Here is an 18,578-nt window from a genome sequence, read left to right as displayed (position 1 = left end):
AATATGACTCTATTCACCTAAACTGGTTCAATTTCTTTTAGGTGACGCTGTGCAGAAAGCTTCGCAGCCACACTACCAAGCAGGGTTCCTACGATCAAAAGCAGTAAAGATTCATCCCAACTCAGGCCAATTAAACGGAAGTGGCTGTCGTATAGCTGAGCCAAGTCATCCACTGCGCTGTTCAGTAATACGGTAATCAATGCCGTCATTACCCAAGCGCTAATCGACCCTAAAACGCCAAACCACATCCCTGCATAAAGGTATGGTCGAAGAATGTAGCTGTCGGTCGCACCAATCAGCTTCATGGTTTGAATCTCTTCTTTATGCGCCAACACATTAAATCGTAGTGTATTGCCGATAATCAGAAATACCGCGCCCAACATCAATACCGTTAAGGTAATCACGATGACAGCCGCTAATGCTTTGATCGCATCTAATCGAGCTAACCAATCTTCGTCTAAGCGAACATCGGTGACTAATTCTTGTTGTTTAACTGTGCCTGCCAGTTCTTTAATTAGGGTATCGCTGTGTACGCTTGGTGTAATCACCAGCACACCTGGCAGTGAATAATCATCTAGGATGGTTAGGGCATCTTCAAAACCAGAATACTGGCTGAGGTCTGCAAGCCCTTGCTGTGGAGAGATGTACTCCACCAGCTCGACTTGATCCCAACTTTCGATTTCATCCTTAAGCACCATTACTCGTGGCTCAGGAACACCATCCTCTACATAAGCACTTATTTGTGACGGGCTAGTGACATCTTGCGCCACTTCACCCACATTTTTACCTAGTAGGTACAAACAAGCTGGCATCGCTAAAGCCATTGAGATCACCGCAAGGGTCAGCAAGTTGCCTAACGGGCGCTGCCACATTTGCGAGAACGATGACTTGGCTTGTTTCCAGTGAACAATAAAGAAGCCGTCGCTTGAGGCGCGGTTCGCTGCTCGATTAGATTGAGGTTTCTTGATGCGCTTATTCGCGGCCATAGTCTTCAACCTCACTCAAAAATCCTTGGTTTAATTCAAGATGGCGGTATTGAGGGCGAGTGTTCACTAACCCGATATCGTGCGTTGCTAGGATGATCGTCACGCCTGCGCGGTTGAACTCTTCAAATAATCGCAACACACGGTTGGATAATTCAGGATCTAGGTTACCGGTAGGCTCATCTGCTAAAAGCAGAGTTGGGCGGTTCACCACGGCGCGAGCAATACCCACACGTTGTTGTTCACCACCAGAAAGTTGACTTGGCAAACAACGGGCTTTATCTAATAAACCGGTTTTGTCCAACGCAGCACTGACTCGGCGTTTTATTTCGTTTTCAGAAATAGATTCAATGCGCATAGGCAGAGCAACGTTATCGAAGATCGAGCGATCCATCAGCAGGCGATGGTCTTGAAAAACAATCCCAATATTACGACGTAAGAAAGGAATGTCTTTGGCTGGGATACGAGTGATATCGTGATCGTTGAACCAGACTCGTCCATCGGTTGGACGCTCTATAGCGCAGATCAACTTCAGCAAGGTACTTTTACCAGCCCCAGAGTGCCCACCCAAAAAAGCCATCTCTCCACGTTTCAGGTGAAAGTCCACTTTTTGGAGCGCTTGTCTTCCACCTCGGTAAGCTTTACTCACTTGCTGAAATTTGATCACCGAAAATTCCTCTTACGATCACTAATATCAAATTTAAAAACGGTAGCAAATTAAGGATAAACCACTTTGCTACTCGCGTTACTCTTCGCGGCTAAATAGTGCTTCAATGAAGTCTTTAGATTCAAATGGGCGCAGGTCATCAATACCTTCACCTACACCAATGTAGCGGATTGGAATCTGGAACTGGTCAGCAATTGAGAAAATCACACCACCTTTCGCCGTACCATCTAACTTAGTCAGTGTAATACCGGTTACTGGAGCCACTTCACTGAATAGTTTCGCTTGGCTGATAGCATTCTGACCCGTACCTGCATCTAGCGTTAGCATGATTTCGTGTGGTGCAGAGTCATCAATCTTCTTCATTACACGAACGATCTTGCGTAGCTCTTCCATCAGGTTGCTCTTATTCTGCAAACGACCCGCTGTATCGGCAATCACAACATCAACGCCACGCGCTTTCGCTGCTTCAATCGCATCGTAGATAACAGACGCACTGTCCGCACCCGTGTGCTGAGCGATAACTGGCACATCGTTACGCTGACCCCAAACCTGAAGCTGTTCAACCGCTGCAGCACGGAAGGTATCACCCGCCGCTAGCATCACTTTCTTGCCTTCATTTTGGAATTGTTTCGCCAACTTACCGATCGTAGTTGTCTTACCCACACCGTTCACACCCACCATTAAGATAACGTAAGGTGTTTTAGTGGTATCCACAACCAGTGGCTGTTCCACTTGGCTTAAGATGTCTGCCATCTCTTCTTTGAGCAGACCATAAAGCGCTTCACCGTCTTTTAGGTCATTGCGAGATGCTTTTTCTGTCAGGTTTTCAATGATCTTAACGGTAGTATTCATACCCACGTCAGCAATCAGAAGTTGCTCTTCTAGCTCTTCAAACAGATCTTCATCGATTTGCTTACCTTTGAATAGACCAAAGAAACCCGCACCGATGTTGGCTTTAGTACGACTTAGGCTGCGCTTAAGGCGAGCAAAGAAGCTTTCTGTCGGCTTCTCTTGTACTTCTTCAACCTTAGCTTGAGGAACAGCCACTTCTTCCTGTTCTGCTTCTGCTTCTGCTTCTGCTTCTGCTTCTGCTTCGACAGGTTGCTGCTCCTGTTGAGTCTCTTCAAGCGCTTGCTTAGATTCTGTTTGCTTAGCAACTTCAGCTTCAGGTGCGACCTGTTCAGCCTCAACTTGTGATTCAACTTCAGTTTGATCTTCAACGTTTTCTACGTTCGCTTCATTCTGAGTTTTTGGGCTTTGTTCTTCTTCACCAAAACCAAGCCACGATAATAATCCGCGCTTCTTTTTTTCCGTCATCAGAGGAGTTTCCTAGATCTACTAATTAGCTGTATTGACTTAATACACGTCGACTCTTTGCTATTGTTATACAATACAAGCTTGTACAAACGAATAGTAAAGAAAAATGACAAAGCAGTGATAAGTTTGCTTTTAGCTTGATACACTTTGTCATTGCAAATTTATTTAATACACAAACCCACTTAAATTGGGCTCGGTATAGTATCACTTTATTAGCGGTCAAAAAATCTATGGTAAGACGTCGCCAGCAAAACACATCACAAAAAAAGCCATCCGGAGGCTTTGTTCGAATTATTAGTGGCTCATGGAGAGGTAGAAAGCTACCAGTTCATGATTTAGAAGGATTACGCCCAACCATTGACCGAGTAAAAGAGACACTCTTTAACTGGGTGGCTCAAGATATCCCACATTCAACTTGCTTGGATGTATTTGCCGGTTCTGGCGGTCTAGGTTTTGAAGCAGCTTCTCGCCAAGCAAAAATGGTGACACTACTCGAAATGAATCAAAAGGCAGCCAAACAGCTTTCTGATAACGCGAAAGAGCTCAAAGCAGACAACATCAATGTCGTGAATACTGATGCTATCTCTTTCCTTAAGAAACCGGGCACTCCTTACGATATGGTTTTCCTTGATCCACCATTTCGTAAAGGCTTATTGGCAGAAACAGTACAACTGCTTGAGAGTAACGGTTGGCTTGCAGACGATGCCATCATTTACGTCGAGACAGAGAAAGAGCTGAAACTCGAAGCTATGCCAGAGAACTGGGAATTGCATCGCGATAAGACTACCGGACAGTCAAGTTACCGACTGTTCAATCGAATCACTGAAGAATAGGAGTTATTGAATGAAGTTCTTGCTTCCACTAGCAAAAGCAGCCATCGCCTTTGTTTGGTTTATCTTAATCGTAAATATTTTCTACCCGTTCCCGGGTAATGCGGCGATTGCGCTTTATATCATGACAGCGTTCTTGTTCTTCATGCACGGCCTGCAGATGCTGATTTTTATCGGTGCTTTCGGCGATAAGATCGAGATGTCACGTTGGGAGAAGTGGTCAATATTGATTTTCGGTGTCTTCGCCTTACTCGATATCCGACGCAAACACATGATGTAATCGAGCTTAAGCTCAGATATAAAACGCTTAGCTACAGAAAACATCATGACAGAAACAGTAAAGACAAAAACGCCGCTCATTTGAGCGGCGTTTTTTTATTCAGCAATGATATTTGTGTTAGCCCATGTAGCCTTTCACACCATCGAGGAACATTTGAGTCGACAGCATAACCAACAACAAGCCCATCAAGCGTTCGATGGCTTTAAGGCCCCTCTCACCTAGCACTCGCAGGAAGAAGCCATTAAACATCAGAATAAAGAAGGTAGCACCCCAAGCCAGCATCACAGCACCTGAAAGCTCTAACATATTGTCAGGGTGCTGTGTCGACAACAGAATCAATGCCGCAATCACTGAAGGGCCAGCAATCATTGGAATCGCCATCGGCACGATAAACGGTTCTTCACCCGCCGCAAGGCCGGTAATACTGCCCGCACTTGGGAAAATCATCTTAATCGCGATGATAAACAGAATAATACCGCCAGAGATACTCAAGGTTTCAGGCTGCACGTGCAGGAAGTTCATGATGCTTTGACCAGCAAACAAGAACAACAGAAGGATAACCAGCGCAAACATCAGTTCACGAACAAGAACAATACGGCGACGCTTCGGATCAATATGCTTAAGGATAGAGAGCACGATTGGTAGATTGCCAAGCGGGTCCATAATAAGAAACAGCATGGTTGCTGCAGATAAAATTTCCATAAGTTTGTCTCGAAAAGCGTAAGTGCGCGGAGTATAGCAGCCTCAACATTGATTTTCGAACGCAGTAATAAAAGGATTAACTTATCTAATTAGAAGGGGATTTTGCGAGAGCAAATAGAAAGGTAGAAAGATAATTTAAAGAGTGAAGCCGAAACGTCGCATCCACTCTTCTTATCTATAAAAGCCAAAAGGCTCTAAAAACCAAGTCACTGGGAATCAGTGGTTACACACACGTTCGCGATTAGTGCAAAGCTTGTCATCAATAACCACGACCTTTTCCATCTTCAGGAAAAACTTCAGCAATCCATCTAAATCCAGGCCGTTCAGCTTACACGTATGAAAACGCGCTTCTGCGCCATAAGTTTGAGCAAGCTCTTGCGTCAACTCTTCACGAGTCAGTGGTTTTTCACTCAGTAGGTTTAAAACGTTGTGTGCATGAATTTCGGTAGTCATAACTCTATCTCATGTTTAATGAACTAGACATAGAGTACCTACTTTCATCTGAGCTGCCTTGATGTAGCTCAGAGTTAAGCGAGCTCTACCCTAAATGGTAAGGGAGGCAACAATGAGAGCGTGCGCCAGAAAGTAACTGCCCGTCACCCAAAAGTAGGCACCCTTAATTGGGCTACGATAAAAATTTAGCGCGTACGCTAATGCTGAAAGCAGCAACACGGCACAACCCGCAAAACCCACCGCATGCGACAGTTGAGGATCAAGCAACCAGAGCTCACCAGAAGCCCATGCAAGCTGAATAAGCACGATACCCATGATAACTACAGGAAAGACGAGTTTGTCTAAACGAGGCAGAAGTAAGAAGAAAGCAACGACACAAGCCGCCAACAGGAGCGCGAACAACCACCAGACCATTTCTCCTGATAGCTGTAGCCAAAATGCTTTGCTGTAACAGAGCTGAGCCAGCAAGAAGCAAACAAAATGCAGTGGACGTTTTTGAGTAACAGTATGCAAGACATCTGCGATCGCAGAGACCGCCAACCCAGCAACGACCCAATAGGTAAAATCAGCAACGACAGATTGAGTTAAAGCAATGGTCGCCAATAATACATAGGTAAAAACCTTATACGATAAGGCCTGACCGATATGTCCATGTTTCGTTCCTGCTATTGCTCCGATACCAGACAAGGAAACTGCCAACCAACTCCACATACCATTTGCCCTATTGCTTTAAATCGTCGCCAGTCTAGGCACACGAGTGTTGATGTAAAGCCTCAGCCCCTCAAAATTGGATCTTGATTACGCTTCCACTAAAAAGAGCCCCTTTAGATTGAAGTCGTAACAATTACCACAGTGACAATGGCTATTCGTTTAAAACTAGAGCAAATCATCATAAAACCCATTCAAACTGGCATTAGAGTCGCCATACTTGAATTTTGGTCAATTCTAACCTATCGGCGCCACAAAAATTGGCCATATTCCGCAAAATCTCACACTTAAAAAATTAAAACCACCACATTTAAAACAAATAATAACAACAACTTAAAAAATAAATTTAATCTTAAGAGGAAAATAAAAACACCTTCTAAGCCTAGACTTATAAAGTAGTCAGTTTTCTTTTTTAAAGCCCAGCTTTGTCAGTTTTTTTTCAAGCCCCGGTAAAGATCACCACAAAAACCAAGCCTAAAACTTAAAAAACCAACCAAAACAAACCTGACCACCACCAACCCTCATTAATACAGTTTAACAACCTTTAACAATATAAATCACACAAAACAACCATTACAAAACAACAACTTAAATCAAATTAGAACAAACATAAATCACAACGAACAAAATAAGAACACACCATAAAACACAATTAAATACAGCCAAACAAGCCAAAAACTCATAGTTTTCTACTACTTTTAAAGCTTTCGAAAGTAATTCTTGATCTAAAGCCATAAGTAGTGCTATTCTTTAAAACATAGCGAGAGACAACCAAATTTAGGAGTAGTGTTATGATTTCATCTTCGCAAAGACAAGGACTTGTAATGATCGCGGTAGTTGTAGGTCTAATGACACTACCGATGATGTACTAAGCAAGTTACAGATAAAAAAAGGGACGCCATGAGCGTCCCTTTTTTTGTTCAATTTTTTCACTTCGAAAACAGATGCAGTGTTAGCACATCCCAGTTCGCATAATAGAAACCTGCTGCAGCTAAAGTCATTGCCATCATCAGTAAGATCGCAACTCGCCAGATAAAACGACCACTACGTGGAGTCAGCTCCTTCTCACAGTCGTTACACATCATGATGAATTTATGTTGGTCTTCCAACTTAGCTTCATGTTCATTGACGACCTTGTTACGACACGTTGCGATATAACGCAGCTTGCTCACCATATCGTGCGGTAGCCTTTCTTCACAGCTTGTTACAAGCTCATGCAATCCTTCGCCTTCGGCATGATATTGAAGCCTCAATAATTTCTCTATATTGCGAGTTCTTGTCACCACTTTTTCAATATCGGTCATCTTGGCCCTCCCACTCCACACTATAATTCTAGTCGAGCATTTCCTTATTTTTATACAAAATCACTGTTATTTACGAGAGAAAGAGACAATAAATAACAATGCTTTATCCCAAACGGGCTATTAAATGTGATGTCTGCCGAAAAATAATCAGCTTGGCTTACAACAGTTCACGAATAACGGCTTTAAACACATATCCCTATTGCTTGAAAGACTAGAATAACCATCACGACTACATGGAGGTTATATGCCTAATTCACTCTTTTTTGCCATCTTTGCACTCGCTGCTCTAGCGGCTTGGGTATTTATTGGTTTCTATCGAAAACACTCGCAAGGTGAAAATGCGCCAGAAAAGAAAGTGAATGTCACGGTGTTAGACAAGCAATCCATCGACCTTCCTGACGCAGAACCTGGCCAAGAAGATCAAGAGTACTGGATTTACGTTCAACGTGGTGTGGTTGGTCCGAAGCGAGAATTCCAAGTCGGCATCCACTACTTTCACGCCCTTAACCCCGGCGACAAAGGAACCTTGACCTACCAAGGCGATAAGTTCTTACACTTTGCGTTGAAGCGCTAAACGTCAGCCACTTCAACTAGCTCCCCTAAGCAATCCATCATAAAGCCTTAGCACTCACCGCTAAGGCAATAACCAACGTGTTTTCTCTGACTTAGACACCAACCAGCTCATCCATAACGCGCCAGCTCCGCTGATCACAATCCATAGTGGAATAACCCAAGCTGGATGTCCTTGGTACCAACCGAACTCTTTCATTGGCCACAAGACAATAGGGTGCAGCAGGTAAATACCTAAGCTGTGCTTACTGATAAAGCCAACCACTTGGTTACTCTTCTCAGACAAGCCTTCACCATAGTAACGGCATACCATGAACACCATGCTCGCTGCTAATACCGTATTCAACGTCTTGTAAGATAACCAACGCCCTACCGTGTATTCTTCTGCCACCAAGCTTGCATCAACCACCATATAAACAGTGGTTAGTAACGCTAATCCACCAAGTAACACACTCACGCCAACTGTCACCTTGTTAAGTGGCACAATCTTATACAGCAGGTAACCCAGCGGTAAGTACCCTGTATACAACCACAATTCGTGACTCCAAGGACCATCGATTTTCAATAAGAACAATAACGTTGTGAACAACCATACCGCCGTAAAGGCATAGACCGATCTATCACCGTACTTCCTCACCATGATCTGTAAAAAAGGAATCACGAAGTAGAGTGGGATGAAGTAATAGAAGAAACCAAGGTGGTAATAGGTGTAATGATGATAGCTATTGAGCAACACGTCCCAACTGACGTCGGCATCAAAGCCCATTGCAGACCAACCGGACAGGTAGGTATAGAAAAGCGACCAGACAATAAAAGGAATCAACACCTTACCCAGACGGCGCTTAAGGTAATACTTGGCATCAAACGGGCGTTGGTCACTGAGCATCAATGCGCCAGTTATCAATATAAATACAGGTACAGCCCAGCGACTGAAGCCATTGACGGTGATTGCTGTTAACCATTCGCTGAAAGGAATGGTTCCTAGCTCGTTGCGATAAGGCGCCAAAACATGAATCGCGATAACCGCTATGGCCGCGACACATCGTGCTAAATCAAAAAAGAGAATTCGCTGCTTCATGTAAATGCCTGATTAATATTCAATCATTCTACTATAGCAATAAAAAAGCTGACCGGAATAAATACCAAGTCAGCTTAGTGTTAAAGGAGATGCTTATCGCGAATTTAGCTCATGCGGCTGAATCTTATGCCGCTGAAATTTGCGGCACTTTCGGTAAACGCAAAGAGATCACCGTCGTTATCGCTAAGAATGCGAAAGAGACCCACAGACACGCAGACAAACCAGCCATTTGGAATACCAAGCCCGACAATATCGTGCCAATCAAACGGCCCATCGCGTTTGCCATGTAGTAGAAACCGACATCAAGCGACACGCCATCACCTTTCGCATAACTCACAATCAAATATGAGTGAAGCGATGAATTGACCGCAAAGATGGCACCAAATACCATCAAGCCACCAACGATAACTAGCTCAGGTTGCCAACCAATCTGTACCGCATAAGCAATAGCAGCGGTCACGATAGCCAGTGCACCTGCCCATAACAGCGCGGCATGGCCATCAGGCCCCTTGCCTTGGGCTTTACCCGTAATCTTCGGCGCTATGCCCTGTACAAAGCCATAAGCGATTGCCCAAGCCGCTAAGAAACCGCCAACCCATGAGTGATCCCAACCAAACACACTGCCTAGGTAAATCGGTAAAGCAACCACAAACCACACGTCACGGGCACCGAACAGGAACATACGCGCTGCCGATAGGATGTTGATCGATTCAGACTTAGAGAAGATTTGTTTGAACTTAGGCTTGGTTTTCGCTTTACCCATGTCTGCCTCTAAGCTCACTACACTGCCAATGAACACCAATGTCAGCACTGCAGCCATCGCAAGCACAGCGTATTGGAAGCCAATCGTTGAAAGCAGCAAGCCACCAATAAAGAAACCTGCACCTTTCAGCGCATTCTTAGACCCCGTTAGGATAGCAATCCACTTATACAACGCACCTTGCTGTTCATCTGGTACCAAGGTTTTGATAGAGCTCTTGGCACTCATCTTATTGAGATCTTTGGCGATACCCGACAGCGCCTGCGCCGACATTACCCAAGGAATGGTCAACATCGCCGATGGCAGGGCAAGCATACCCAAGGCGACAACTTGCATCCCTAAGCCGATGTTCATGGTCTTATTGAGACCAAGACGCGCCCCTAACCAGCCACCGATTAGGTTAGTCACCACACCAAAAAATTCATAGAAAAGGAACAGTGAGGCAATTTCTAACGAACTGTAGCCAAGGTCGTAAAAATACAGAACCACCAGCATGCGAAGTGCACCATCAGTAATGGTGAAGTTCCAGTAGTTGAAAGTCACCAACATGTATTGGCGAACGCTCTTACTTAGATTTGAAAACATAACGCTATCTCTGCAATCAAAACAAAAAGAGCTTTTGGATCACGATAAGCTTAACACTCCAGATACCAAAAGCTCCTTGTCTAACACCGATGACTATTAGCTATTCGCTACACCATGAATGTATTCAACTTGGCTCGGTTTAGTGAAAGCGCCTGGACGCAGTGCTTGAATTTCTTCAACGATCTTGTCGAGGTCCCAGCCTTTTTCTAACAGCAGGTGAGCCGCGAATAAACCGGTACGGCCTGAACCGCCCATGCAGTGCATTGCCACCTTAGCGCCACTATCAACGATTTTGTGTAGCTCTGGACTTGCTGCAGACCATTTCGCCGCAAACTCAGTGTCTGGAGCACAATCGTCTTCGATTTCGATTTGGAACCACTGCATGCCTAGCGCACGTGTTTTTTCGCCAAGTGCTGCCACGTCTTTGCTCGCAAGCTCTGCATCATCAAGCGCAGTCACGATAGCTTCAACGCCCTGCTCTTTCAGTTGTGCCAGAGATGCGTCAAGGTCAGCGTCTTTAGTGCCTGGGCATGGAGTCAGGATTAGTGCGCCTTGCTCAAGGTCTAGTTGCCATGTTGGGTGTGTCATTATGTTTTCTCCGGATTCTACTATTTCTTAAGTACGCAGGCTTATGCTAAACCGACTGTACGAACTAACTCAGCCGTACGTGTCGCGTAGCCCATTTCGTTATCGTACCAAGCGTAGATCTTAACCATGCGCTTACCGACCAACATAGTTGATAGTGCATCTACGATGGTTGAACGTTGGTCACCTTTGTAATCAATAGAAACCAGTGGGCGCTCTTCAAAGCCAAGAATGCCTTTTAGCTCGTTCTCAGACGCTTCTTTCAGCATCGCGTTAACTTCTTCAGCTGTCGTGTCTTGCTTCACTTCGAAAATGATGTCGGTCAGAGACGCGTTCGCTAGCGGTACACGCACTGCGTGGCCGTTAATTCGGTTTTCTAGCTCAGGGAAAATCTCAACAATTGCTTTAGCGCTGCCCGTCGTTGTTGGGATAAGGCTCATGCCACATGCTCGTGCACGGCGTAAGTCCTTATGGGGCGCATCAAGAATAGTTTGCGTGTTGGTTAGATCGTGAATCGTCGTGAAAGAGGCATTCTCGATACCAAGCTTCTCGTTGATCACTTTCACTACTGGCGCAATACAGTTAGTGGTACAAGACGCTGCCGTCACAATTTTGTGTACTGCTGGGTCAAAAATGTTGTCGTTCACACCAACAACGATGTTTGCGATGCCTTCTTCTTTCACTGGCGCTGATACCACAACACGCTTCACGCCTTGCTCTAGGTATTTGTTTAGGAAAGAAGTCTTACGGTGAACACCGGTCGCTTCGATAACCACATCACAGCCAGACCAATCGATCGCTTCGATGTCGCGCTCTTGTGTGGTCTTGATGCGCTGACCATTAATGATCATCTCATCGCCTTCTACAGTTACTTCGTGGTGAAAGCGACCTTGAACTGAATCGAACTCAAGAAGATGTGCTAGCGTTGCAGTATCACCCGCTACATCATTAATTTGTACAAATTCTAGCTCTGCCCAATCGAATGCTGCGCGAAGTGCTAGACGGCCGATACGACCAAAACCATTAATACCTACTTTCACTGTCATCGTATTTTCTCTCATTTAATTGCCTTCATATTTGAAGCCGCAGCGTTGTTGACTACGTTCACTTACCGGATCGCCGGCCGCCCTAATCACATAGAACCACTATGCTCATAGGGATAAGTTCACTTGTCGCCTAGCTGCAACTCCAACTATTTCAGCAATAAGTTTTAATGTATTTAAACGCAACATTGAGGGCGTGAAGTCATCGCTTCTAAGCGCTCGATATCTTGCTGGTATTCCGTTTTCAAACAGTTCGATGCGATAAGATCATCAATTAACTTTAGCATCCAACCTGGTAAATCTTTGGCAAGGCGATAGAACACCCACTGCCCTTGGCGAACGTCAGTCAAAATGCCGCTTGAGCGCAGCTGCGCAAGGTGGCGTGAAATTTTCGGCTGACTTTCTTTTAGTGCCTGAGTCAACTCACCAACAGAAAGGCACTCTTGGCGCACAATCAACATTAAGCAACGCACTCGCGTTTCATCAGACAGTAATTTAAAAAATTGGTGAGGAAGCATAGTTATATACTCATATATGGATATGCGTATATCCTAGCTATAAAAAAACGCACGTCAAGGCGTGCGCTTCAATTGTCATAAAAGTTTAACGAAGAAACATCAGAGCTTGTTGGTCACGGTATGACTCCAACGGCGAGCTTCGGTAAGCTCCGTTTTGACCTGATCCACGCTTAATCCTAAATCAGCGCAGTGCTCATCAATCTGTTGCCAATCGGCATGTTCAAAACTCTCTTCAAGCGCGAGCAAGGTACCATATGGCCCTTCTCTACGCAGCAGAGCCACCTTGATACTTTTACATAAAGGCAGTTGCTCAACTAAATTCTCTAACGATAGGTCGAGTAATGCATCCAGCAACGAGAACAGACCAATCATAAAGGCTTGCTCGGTATATCCTTCAAATGCCTGATAACGAGACATACGCTGGCAAAACTGTGCACGCTGCAAAGACAAGCCATACAACTCTTTCGGTTTTTTATCCGAGACGTAAGACGCCACCGCCAGCGAGACAAACATTTTCAGTTTTTCTTGCCCTAGATACACCAAGGCCTGACGGAATGAAGAGATGGTCACTTCTAGACGGGGCGACATGGTGTTCACAAAGCGCAGTAGCTTATAAGACAAGGCGACATCTTTCGCGACGATGCTCTCGACACGCTGAAAGTCCACGTCGGGCTTACACACTTCTTGGAACAACTCCATGGCAATCACTTGCTCAGGGCTAATGTACTTAGTCTTAATGATTTCCGGCTTGCTAAAGAAATAGCCTTGGAAGAACTTAAAGCCCGCGTCTTTGGCTTGCTGGAATTCTTGTTCGGTTTCAACTCGTTCAGCAAGAAAGCTAAACTTTTTCCCTTGATGAGCTTTTACCAAATCACACGCCTCATCCAAGCCCATCTGCATAATATCGAGCTTAACAATGTGCGTGTATTTGAGGAAACGTTCCCATTCTGGCGTCGAAGTAAAGTCATCCAAGGCAATCATGTACCCCGCTTGATAAAGCTCTTTAACGGCTTCTAATAATTCGTCGGTCGGTTGGCAGGTTTCAAGGATCTCGACCACCACCTTGTCTTTCGGCAAGCTCAAAGGCAACCGACGAATCAAGCTTTGGTACGGGAAATTAATAAAGCAGCGTGAAGATGGGATCGACGGGTTAAGCCCTACCGACAAGAAGTTCTCAACAATCAGACGATACGTTGCTCGATTAGACTCTATATGCGCTGGATAGGCATTCCTTTCTCCGTCACGAAAAAGTAGCTCATAACCAAGCGTGTTCTTCTTACGGTTTAAGATAGGTTGTCGAGCAACGTAGGTAGCGGTCATTTCTTGATAACTCTAATTGGTTGACTATAACTCTATTGCTTTGATTAGGCTTTGGTGGCAGCCAGCAATGCGCCACAGCCCATGAACATACCACCAAAGATTTTATTAATCTTACCCATTATGCGATCTGAACGAATAAAGCGTCCCATTTGTGAAGCTAATGAGGTATAGCCCAACATAACAACGCTATCAATGAATACCGTTGTAACACCTAGCACTAATAATTGCGGTGCTTGCGGTTGTGTAGGGTCGATAAACTGAGGGAACAGAGCCACCAAAAACACGATAGATTTTGGGTTGGTAAGGTTAATCAGCACCGCATTTCTAAGCAGCTTGCCACTCGATAGCGTCGAGTTTTCTTGTGAAGCCACTAAGCTAGAGTTGTCACGCCACTTTTGAATACCCAACCAAAGAAGGTAAACCACGCCCACCCATTTGATGATGGTGAATGCCAACGCAGATTGAGCGACTAATGCACCAATGCCCGCCCCCACCAGCATGATATGGAATGCAAGACCGAGCTGTAAGCCTGCAATCGACGCGAGTGACTTCTTGGTGCCATAACTTAGCCCATTGCTGATTGAGTTAACGGTACCTGAGCCCGGAGCCAAACTAAACAGTATCGCCGTGACGACATAAGCAAGCCAAACATGAGTATCCATTTGCATTTCCTTACTAGTTCTTTAATCTAACAACATTATTAGCAATAAAGCTCTCACACGCATCAGTTCAGGTGATTTCCCATGGAAAACCACAGCGGCGCCCCGATTTCGTACACGCAAGAACCTCAATTCGAGCAAGCGATTAAACACCCGATCCCCACCCTTTGGCAACAACGAAAAGATGGGTATGTAACATCATCCGGTAAAAAAAAACTGTACTGGTGTAGCCTGACTTCAGAGACACACACAAAGGCGATTGTTATTTCAAATGGCCGTATTGAGTGCTGCCAAAAATACCAAGAACTCTTTTATGATTTCTATCAACAAGGCTATGACGTTTATTCATTTGACCACCAAGGTCAAGGCCAGTCTGAACGTATGGTAACAGACTCTGACATTGGTCACATTCATGAGTTTGATGATTATGCATCTGATATGTCTGACGTCATTGCCAGTTTTGATCTCAGTAAGTATTCCAATCGCTACCTGCTCGCGCATTCAATGGGCAGCACCATAGCCACTCGCTACCTACAAACTCATCCAGACCACCCATTTGATAAGGTGACTCTGTGCGCTCCAATGTTTGGTATCAATACCGAGTGGTACCTGAAACCTATCGCAATGGTCGTTGGACAAGTACTCACTGCTTTTCATGCCAAGCCAACTTACGCGCCGGGGCAGCAAGCGTATTATTCGAAGCCTTTTGAAAACAACTTACTGAGCCACAGCAAGGTTCGTTATCAGTGGTTCCGTCGCTTATATGATGAGTCACCATCTTTGCAGGTGGGTGGACCAAGCACGCGCTGGGTATGGCAAGGGTTAATGGCCGCCAAGCAAGCGATTCAACAAACTCGTCAAATCAAGATCCCTCTGCTATTGATTCAAGCTGGGGAAGAGAAGATTGTCAGTAACAGTGCCCAATTGAGGTTTATATCTAAACTGAAGAAAACGAACTCAGATTGCCAGTTTAAGTTGGTTGAAGGTTCTAGGCATGAAGTGTTGTTTGAGCAAGATGAATATCGCAATCAAACACTGGATGCGATCAATCAGTTTTTCGCCTAGAGCTAATAAGCTAAGCAACCTGCCAAAAAAATAAGCGCTAAAGAGGAAGAGAAGTAAGTGAGCTTTGCCCTCTTTTCTTGCATGAATTTGGCATACAATTTCTACCTAGAGATATTGTAGTTAAAACGATTCTAGCGCTGGCTAGCGTCAATACTGGTTAAGCATTTTGCAATGAGGGTTAAATGAGTATTCCTGCACTAAAAGATTCCGTGAAAATTGTTGCTTCTGATTTAGATGGTACGCTTTTGGCTCCCAACCATCAGCTAAGCGACTTTACCAAGCTAACGCTTAAGAAATTACACGACCAAGGTTATACCTTCATCTTCGCTACGGGTCGTCACCACGTCGATGTGGCGGGCATTCGTCAGATCGCAGGCATTCCGGCGTACATGATCACTTCAAACGGTGCACGCGTGCATGACCAGAATGATCAGCTGATGTATAGCCAGAACGTGCCTCAGGAACTCGTTCAGCCTGTTATTGATATTGTGCGCCAAGATCCAAACCTCTTTATTCACATGTACCAGAATGAAGATTGGCTACTAGACCGTGAAGATGAAATGTTGGCTAAATTCCACAGCGAGTCTGGCTTTAGCTACAAGCGCTTTGAAGCTGAAAACGCACCAAGCGAAGGCATCGCGAAAGTCTTCTTCACACATCCAGAACAAGACCATGAATATCTCGTCACGTTTGAACAAAAGCTAAGAGATGCTTTTGGCGACAAACTGAACATCGCCTTCTCTACACCTTGGTGTTTAGAAGTGATGGCCGCTGAAGTCTCTAAAGGCCATGCTTTAGACGCTGTTGCGAAATCACTGAACCTGACACTGGATAACTGTGTTGCCTTTGGTGATGGCATGAACGACGCTGAGATGCTGGCTATGGCGGGTAAAGGTCTAATCATGGGCACATCACATGAGAAAGTGATGAAAGCTTTACCAGACAATGAAGTGATTGGCAGCAACGCAGACGATGCAGTTGCTCACTACCTAGAAAAGCACCTGCTCTAATCTCGCTCGTTGAAGAGATCAGAATAAATAAAAAGGCAGCCAACTGGCTGCCTTTTTTGAACCTTACGTAAAAAGCTCTCTCTAACGCTATCGAGAACCCAGTACTTCTTTGCTTAAGATTGCCAGCCACTCTTGTTCGGTAACTGGCATGATGGATAAGCGATTACCGCGCTTCACCAATGGCATCTCTGATAATTCAGGCATGGCTTTAAGCGTTGCCAAAGGAATTAAGCGTTCAGTCACTCGCACAAACTCGATATCCACCATAATCCAACGTGGGTTATCGGGTGAAGACTTAGGATCGTAGTAATCACTCTCAGGGTCGAACTGAAAGTGGTCTGGGTAGGCTTCTCTGGTTACTTTAGCGATCCCCGCTACGCCAACTTTTTTACATGATGAGTGGTATATCATCACCAGATCGCCAAGTTTGACGTCATCACGCATCATATTTCGAGCCTGATAGTTGCGAACACCCTCCCAACAAGAGGTTTTTTGCACTCTCAGGGTATGAATAGAAAAGGTGTCGGGTTCTGTTTTAAATAACCAATATGCCATAATAAATCCAATTAACGGTTGCTCCGAGGAAGATATAACATGAAGGTAATGAAAAACCCAGTGACATGGCTAGTCGCGTTCGCTCTACAAGGCTGTGTTACAGCACCTGATACGCCGCAACAACCTGAACAGCCCCCTGCAACCTTGGATGAGCCACTGAGCATTCAACCACAAACCTTCATCATGCGTGGTCAGGTGGTGGTTGGTCATGAAAGTCGAACCTTCACTCCTTGCGGCAGCCAGCAACAATACTGGTTAGACTTATCTCCAGAATTAGCGCTAGAAGCACAAGGGCTCTCAACGAGACCTTACCAAGCCTTATATGGCGAGCTGATTGGTCACCTAACTGTACCGAGCCAAACGGGTTATAACGCAGACTTCACAGCACGCTTTGTGGTTGATCAAGTGAATATCCTAACCGCAGAGAACCCGGAGCGCTGCGACCAACCACTGCGTTCAACACGAGTATTTGGTAATGAACCCTTCTGGTCAGCAACCTTCGACAAAGACCAGCTCAAATACACCAAGATGGGCGAACAGCCACAGGCCCTCGATATTGAATCAAGCCGTACCACACCAAGCAGTCGTGATTACCAATTAGAAGGTAAAGCAGCGCAAGGCAAACTCAACCTTACGAAAGAGAGCTGTAGCGACGGCATGAGCGATTCTATCTATGGATGGCATGCCAAGCTTAACCTCAATGACAGTAACTATAATGGCTGTGCGACGGTCTCTAACCAAGATCCAACGCTGGACTGGAGCGGACTCTATTTCGCTAGCTCAACGCAAAACTCAGGGTTCTCTATCAACCTAGAGCTCAATGATGACCACAGCGCAATCACGACTTATTCATACAGCAATGGAGATCCTTCGATTGTTGAACAGGGTTTCTGGCAGCAACTGAACCAAAATCAGGTACAAGTGGTCATGACTCGCCACCAGCAACAGTATTTGATCTCCGAACGCATCTTCACACTCGATAACGGCAAGCTAATCGCTGAAAAAGAGAAAGTGGGCAACGTTGTCTATCCGATTGCCAATGGCGGTCTGGTGCTATTCGAAGCTAAAAGTGCGCAAGCACAAGTAAACACCACCGCTAACGTTGATCTAACCGCAAAGCAGGTCAACTCCAGCGATCAACTTGATCCAAAAGTAGACCAAGCGATCCGCGAGTATTTTAAGATCAACAACAGCTCGCCTGATGATACCAAATACCGCTGGCTAACTTACGACCTCAACGGTGACGGTAAAGAAGAGCTGTTTGCTCAGCTCGATTGGTGTGGCTCAGGTGGTTGCACACTGCTGATTTTCGAGAACCACCAAGACACATGGCGCTTCAATAGCCGAGTTACACTGGTTAAGGGCGACATACGCTTAGGTAAATCGCAAAACCACGGCTGGCAGGATCTGATCTTCAACGTCAGTGGTGGCGGTGCAACAGCTGCGAAACACACACTGTCATACTCTGGTGTCAGCTACCCGCTAAACCCAAGTGTCGCTCCAGTTGCAAATGATGCTGATATCAGCGATGTGGTTTTGTTTGCTGATGGTGTCTCACCTGCACAAAGTGGGGTTAAGCTGTAAAC

General features: G+C 45.2%; 21 protein-coding genes. 6 read left to right on the top strand and 15 right to left on the bottom strand.

Annotated elements, in window-relative coordinates; translation table 11 throughout:
- Positions 1-17 precede the first annotated feature (17 nt).
- From ftsX to ftsY, 3 genes are all read right to left on the bottom strand, one after another.
- Positions 18-986, bottom strand: a complete 969-nt coding sequence (gene ftsX / locus ATB74_RS22600; RefSeq protein ID WP_060983650.1) for a permease-like cell division protein FtsX — start codon at positions 984-986, stop codon at positions 18-20.
- Positions 973-1,650, bottom strand: a complete 678-nt coding sequence (ftsE, locus tag ATB74_RS22595) for a cell division ATP-binding protein FtsE (protein WP_004736585.1) — start codon at positions 1,648-1,650, stop codon at positions 973-975. The genes ftsX and ftsE overlap by 14 nt, the downstream gene beginning before the upstream one ends.
- A 78-nt stretch (positions 1,651-1,728) precedes the next feature.
- The gene (gene ftsY / locus ATB74_RS22590; protein WP_060983649.1) at positions 1,729-2,967 is read right to left on the bottom strand and encodes a signal recognition particle-docking protein FtsY; all 1,239 of its coding nucleotides are present in this window, start codon (positions 2,965-2,967) and stop codon (positions 1,729-1,731) included.
- A gap of 230 nt (positions 2,968-3,197) precedes the next feature.
- On the opposite strand from ftsY, the gene rsmD reads away from it, so the two are divergent.
- Positions 3,198-3,800, top strand: a complete 603-nt coding sequence (gene rsmD, locus ATB74_RS22585; protein WP_048658879.1) for a 16S rRNA (guanine(966)-N(2))-methyltransferase RsmD — start codon at positions 3,198-3,200, stop codon at positions 3,798-3,800.
- 10 nt (positions 3,801-3,810) lie between these two features.
- Positions 3,811-4,077, top strand: a complete 267-nt coding sequence (locus ATB74_RS22580; RefSeq protein ID WP_016784000.1) for a DUF1145 domain-containing protein — start codon at positions 3,811-3,813, stop codon at positions 4,075-4,077.
- Between the two features lie 117 nt (positions 4,078-4,194).
- Here ATB74_RS22580 and ATB74_RS22575 read toward each other — a convergent pair whose 3' ends face one another.
- The 4 genes from ATB74_RS22575 to ATB74_RS22560 form a co-directional block, all read right to left on the bottom strand.
- The gene (locus ATB74_RS22575) at positions 4,195-4,779 is read right to left on the bottom strand and encodes a YhgN family NAAT transporter (RefSeq protein ID WP_017063768.1); all 585 of its coding nucleotides are present in this window, start codon (positions 4,777-4,779) and stop codon (positions 4,195-4,197) included.
- Between the two features lie 216 nt (positions 4,780-4,995).
- Positions 4,996-5,232 carry a YecH family metal-binding protein gene (locus ATB74_RS22570; protein WP_017061034.1) on the bottom strand — a complete coding sequence of 79 codons (237 nt, stop codon included), beginning with the start codon at positions 5,230-5,232 and terminating at the stop codon, positions 4,996-4,998.
- Between the two features lie 90 nt (positions 5,233-5,322).
- On the bottom strand, positions 5,323-5,943 hold the full coding sequence (locus tag ATB74_RS22565) for a lysoplasmalogenase (protein WP_048615031.1): 621 nt from the start codon (positions 5,941-5,943) through the stop codon (positions 5,323-5,325).
- Positions 5,944-6,869: 926 nt separating this feature from the next.
- Positions 6,870-7,244 (bottom strand): hypothetical protein, encoded by a 375-nt coding sequence (locus tag ATB74_RS22560; protein WP_004736595.1) that lies wholly within the window; start codon positions 7,242-7,244, stop codon positions 6,870-6,872.
- A gap of 244 nt (positions 7,245-7,488) precedes the next feature.
- On the opposite strand from ATB74_RS22560, the gene ATB74_RS22555 reads away from it, so the two are divergent.
- Complete coding sequence (locus tag ATB74_RS22555; protein ID WP_017061032.1) at positions 7,489-7,818, top strand: DUF2500 domain-containing protein; 330 nt, start codon at positions 7,489-7,491, stop codon at positions 7,816-7,818.
- A 60-nt stretch (positions 7,819-7,878) separates the two neighbouring features.
- Here ATB74_RS22555 and ATB74_RS22550 read toward each other — a convergent pair whose 3' ends face one another.
- From ATB74_RS22550 to rhtB, 7 genes are all read right to left on the bottom strand, one after another.
- Entirely contained in the window at positions 7,879-8,892 is a 1,014-nt protein-coding gene (locus ATB74_RS22550; RefSeq protein WP_061019796.1) for an acyltransferase, read from the bottom strand.
- Positions 8,893-9,016: 124 nt separating this feature from the next.
- On the bottom strand, positions 9,017-10,237 hold the full coding sequence (gene arsJ / locus ATB74_RS22545) for an organoarsenical effux MFS transporter ArsJ (protein WP_061019795.1): 1,221 nt from the start codon (positions 10,235-10,237) through the stop codon (positions 9,017-9,019).
- Between the two features lie 96 nt (positions 10,238-10,333).
- A complete protein-coding gene (locus ATB74_RS22540; RefSeq protein WP_061019794.1) occupies positions 10,334-10,825 on the bottom strand; it encodes a cyclin-dependent kinase inhibitor 3 family protein in 492 nt (163 codons plus the stop codon).
- A 41-nt stretch (positions 10,826-10,866) separates the two neighbouring features.
- Positions 10,867-11,868, bottom strand: coding sequence for an ArsJ-associated glyceraldehyde-3-phosphate dehydrogenase (locus ATB74_RS22535; protein WP_061019806.1), 1,002 nt, complete (start codon positions 11,866-11,868; stop codon positions 10,867-10,869).
- A gap of 173 nt (positions 11,869-12,041) precedes the next feature.
- Positions 12,042-12,383 (bottom strand): metalloregulator ArsR/SmtB family transcription factor, encoded by a 342-nt coding sequence (locus ATB74_RS22530; protein ID WP_061019793.1) that lies wholly within the window; start codon positions 12,381-12,383, stop codon positions 12,042-12,044.
- 99 nt (positions 12,384-12,482) lie between these two features.
- Positions 12,483-13,703 carry an EAL and HDOD domain-containing protein gene (locus ATB74_RS22525; protein ID WP_061019792.1) on the bottom strand — a complete coding sequence of 407 codons (1,221 nt, stop codon included), beginning with the start codon at positions 13,701-13,703 and terminating at the stop codon, positions 12,483-12,485.
- A 44-nt stretch (positions 13,704-13,747) separates the two neighbouring features.
- Positions 13,748-14,365: a homoserine/homoserine lactone efflux protein gene (gene rhtB, locus ATB74_RS22520; protein WP_061019791.1), complete on the bottom strand. Its 618-nt coding sequence runs from the start codon at positions 14,363-14,365 to the stop codon at positions 13,748-13,750.
- 81 nt (positions 14,366-14,446) lie between these two features.
- Here rhtB and ATB74_RS22515 point away from each other — a divergent pair, with 81 nt between their 5' ends.
- Together ATB74_RS22515 and ATB74_RS22510 are read left to right on the top strand one after the other, a co-directional pair.
- Positions 14,447-15,427 (top strand): alpha/beta fold hydrolase, encoded by a 981-nt coding sequence (locus tag ATB74_RS22515; protein ID WP_060983641.1) that lies wholly within the window; start codon positions 14,447-14,449, stop codon positions 15,425-15,427.
- Between the two features lie 182 nt (positions 15,428-15,609).
- Entirely contained in the window at positions 15,610-16,437 is an 828-nt protein-coding gene (locus ATB74_RS22510) for a Cof-type HAD-IIB family hydrolase (RefSeq protein WP_017061022.1), read from the top strand.
- A gap of 87 nt (positions 16,438-16,524) precedes the next feature.
- Here the strand turns inward: ATB74_RS22510 and ATB74_RS22505 are convergent, their stop codons facing one another.
- Positions 16,525-16,992, bottom strand: coding sequence for an EVE domain-containing protein (locus tag ATB74_RS22505; RefSeq protein ID WP_061019790.1), 468 nt, complete (start codon positions 16,990-16,992; stop codon positions 16,525-16,527).
- 39 nt (positions 16,993-17,031) lie between these two features.
- On the opposite strand from ATB74_RS22505, the gene ATB74_RS22500 reads away from it, so the two are divergent.
- Positions 17,032-18,576 carry a COG3650 family protein gene (locus ATB74_RS22500; RefSeq protein WP_061019789.1) on the top strand — a complete coding sequence of 515 codons (1,545 nt, stop codon included), beginning with the start codon at positions 17,032-17,034 and terminating at the stop codon, positions 18,574-18,576.
- Positions 18,577-18,578: the final 2 nt, after the last annotated feature.

Origin of the sequence: Vibrio splendidus (assembly GCF_001557875.1) — a bacterium.
GTDB lineage: Bacteria > Pseudomonadota > Gammaproteobacteria > Enterobacterales > Vibrionaceae > Vibrio > Vibrio splendidus_F.
This window is presented reverse-complemented; position numbering and strand designations above follow the sequence as displayed.